Origin of the sequence: Occallatibacter sp. (genome assembly GCF_049802275.1) — a bacterium.
In the GTDB taxonomy this organism is placed as follows: domain Bacteria; phylum Acidobacteriota; class Terriglobia; order Terriglobales; family Acidobacteriaceae; genus Telmatobacter.
Map to the genome: position 1 here is coordinate 1 of NZ_JBARMD010000319.1, position 2,805 is coordinate 2,805.

Below are 2,805 nucleotides of genomic sequence, written 5' to 3' on the forward strand. Positions count from 1 at the left end.
ACATAGAGGAAACCGGCGACATCAGCCCACTGAATGGCACCCTATGTGCATGAAGGCAATATGGCACGCGCTGACTTGCACCTCCAATGCAGCAGTCTGCCACCTCATACCGGGAGCCTCAGAGTAACCCGGAAGCCTTGGAGCGGGCCATGAACCAGCAGACTTTTAACCGCCCAGGCGGACGGATTTTGTCTCACCAGGTGGACGAATTTTGTCTCAACGAATCCGAAGGAACGGCGCTCTCAATTCTTAGAGCGCACTCCATCCAGAGAGACGGAAAACGCAAAGCCCGGCGCGGTTGACGCCGGGCTTTGCCATCGGACTGAAATCTCACCAACCCTGTGAGGTTGAGATCGGTTTGAACCTACCACCATTCCATCAAGCGGCTCGAGCTGACCTTGGCGCTGCTCTTCGGCTTGGGCGTGCGGAGCAGCAGAACGGGGCACGGAGCAAGCTTGATCACCTTTTCAGCAATTGAGCCAAACACCGTCGGATACCAGCCGGAGCAGCCGTGGGTGGAAATGACGACTTGATCGATCCCGTCGCGCTCGATGGCTTCAAGAATGGTCCCGGCAACGTCGAATCCTACCTCAACGCTGGTCTTGACCGTAATTCCCTTCGAGGCGAGAGACACCTTTGATTTGGCGAGATGGGCCTCGGCCTGCGTTTTGGCCGCTTCGACGATGGAGGCCTCGGTGACCCCCTCGGGCAATGCCACGACCGGAGATTCCGGGACGACATTCAAAAGGAAGAGTTCGGCATGAAATTTCTCGGCGAGTTCAGTCGCCACTTCAAGCGCAGTATGCGATGAGGAACTGAAGTCGATGGGAACCAGGATTTTGGTGGGCACTGCGCTGACGGTATCTTCGGGCATTCAAAATCTCCTTGATGAGACACGAATAGCGAGCCTCATTTTTCGCTCCCAATGATAACAAGGGTGGCTTGGATTTTCTTCGTGACATTCAGCACACTACTGCCATGCGATGATGCCAAACCGGCTCTGAATCGCGTCTGGATAACCCGGGCCTGAAGATTCATCACAGCCGTCCGAATTCTGTCCGCTCCCTCTTCCAGTCCAGCGCGTTCGCAAGTCCGGCACATCGAAACCCGGTGCAGCATGCGACGATTGAGTCTGAATTTTCATCGCGGGATGTTACCGTAATTTGCTATGAGCTCACCTACAGCAGCCGTTTTGGGCGAGATCGGGCTGCCTGTGCCGATTCGCGAATTGGCGGCGAAGACCTGGGACGTGATTGTCGTCGGAGCGGGTCATAACGGGCTGGCCTGCGCTGCGTATCTGGCAAAAGCTGGCCAGCATGTGCTCGTGATCGAGAGCCGGACCCGCGTGGGCGGAGCATGCACCATTGAAGAGCCGTTTCCCGGCGTGCGCATGTCGCCGTGTGCGTACCTGGCGGGACTGCTTCACCCGCTCGTGGTGGAAGAATTGGAACTGCCTCGGCGCGGCTTTGAATGGACTCCGGCAGTCAACGGGCTGTTTGTTCCCTTCCTCGATGGGTCAAGCGTGCAGCTTTGGGACGATGACGCCCGCTGCGAGGCGGAAATTCAGAGGCTCGCGCCGGATGATGTGAACGGCTTTAACGCCATGTGCGATGTGATTCGCCGTCTTCGCGATGCGCTCAGACCGTCGGGCGAAGACGATTTGTGGATTGGAGATGCGCCAACCAGGGAACAGATTGAATTGCTGCTGGGCGATGACGTTGAGGCGCGGGCGGTACTTTTCGAGTGGTCGATGGCAGAGATGGTGGAGCACTATCTGCGCGACGAGCGGCTCCAGGTGGCCTATCTCGGCCAGGGCGTGATCGGAACCAACGCCAGCCCGTTCGATCCGGGAACAGCGTCAATACGATTTCATCACGCGTCGGGACGGCTGGGTGGCATGCCGGGGATGTGGGGCTACGTGCGCGGTGGAATGGGGATGGTGTCGTTCTACTTCTGCGATGCGGCGCGCGAAGCCGGAGCAACGGTCGTCTCAGGTGTGCCGGTGGCGCAGATTCTGCCCGGCGAAGGCGTAGTGCTGGAAGGCGGCGAGCGCATTGCCGCGCGGGCGGTGGTGTCGAATGCGGACCCGCGGAGAACGCTAACCATGCTCGGCGGCGCGGCGGATGCCAATTGGCGCAAGCGTATCGAAGCGGTGCCGATCGAGGGATGCACGGTGAAGTTGAATGTGCACCTGAAGGAGCTGCCGAACTTCACAGCGCGGCCCGGAACAAATCAGGCGCACCACTACGGGCAGATCAATGCTCCGCTGACCAAAGATGAGTGGAAGGCTGGGTTCGCCGCCGCGAAGCGCGGGGAGCTGCCGGAGCATTTGTGGTGCGAGTTGTATTTCCAGAGCGTGCACGATGCGACGGTGGTGCCGGTGGGCACGCAAACCATGAGCGTGTTTGCGCAGTACGTGCCATACACTTTTGCGCACGGAAACTGGGACGAGCGGCGCGAAGAGGTGCGTGCGCTGGCAATGAAGTCGCTGGCCCGGTTCTGCAGCAATATTGGCGACGGAGGCCTCGACTCCGCGGTGATCGAGGCACAGGTGCTCGGCCCCCCAGATATCGAAGAGAAGGTGGGATTGACGGGCGGACATATCTTCCAGGGCGAGTGTCTGCCCCAGTACATGTGGGCAAACCGCCTGAGCGCGCGAACGCCGATGCAGGGGATGTATCTGTGTGGCGCATGCACACATCCCGGCGGCAGCGTGATCGGGATCAACGGACGCAATGCGGCCATGGCGGTGTTGAAGGATTTGGGCGGAAAGTAAGTCGCAGCTTGAGTTGGACCTACTCACTG

General features: G+C 59.5%; 2 protein-coding genes. One reads left to right on the forward strand and one right to left on the reverse strand.

The window, feature by feature from the left end; genetic code table 11:
• Window positions 1–364 precede the first annotated feature (364 nt).
• Window positions 365–874 carry a universal stress protein gene (locus WA354_RS11075; protein WP_472813072.1) on the reverse strand — a complete coding sequence of 170 codons (510 nt, stop codon included), beginning with the start codon at window positions 872–874 and terminating at the stop codon, window positions 365–367.
• Window positions 875–1,168: 294 nt separating this feature from the next.
• Here WA354_RS11075 and WA354_RS11080 point away from each other — a divergent pair, with 294 nt between their 5' ends.
• Window positions 1,169–2,776, forward strand: a complete 1,608-nt coding sequence (locus WA354_RS11080; RefSeq protein WP_472813073.1) for a phytoene desaturase family protein — start codon at window positions 1,169–1,171, stop codon at window positions 2,774–2,776.
• The last annotated feature ends 29 nt before the right edge of the window (window positions 2,777–2,805 follow it).

What these genes read in the sequence shown, in the direction of transcription:
- WA354_RS11075 (WP_472813072.1), bottom strand. Translation starts at nt 874, where the DNA reads ATGCCCGAAGATACCGTCAGCGCAGTGCCCACCAAAATCCTGGTTCCC.
- WA354_RS11080 (WP_472813073.1), top strand. Translation starts at nt 1,169, where the DNA reads ATGAGCTCACCTACAGCAGCCGTTTTGGGCGAGATCGGGCTGCCTGTG.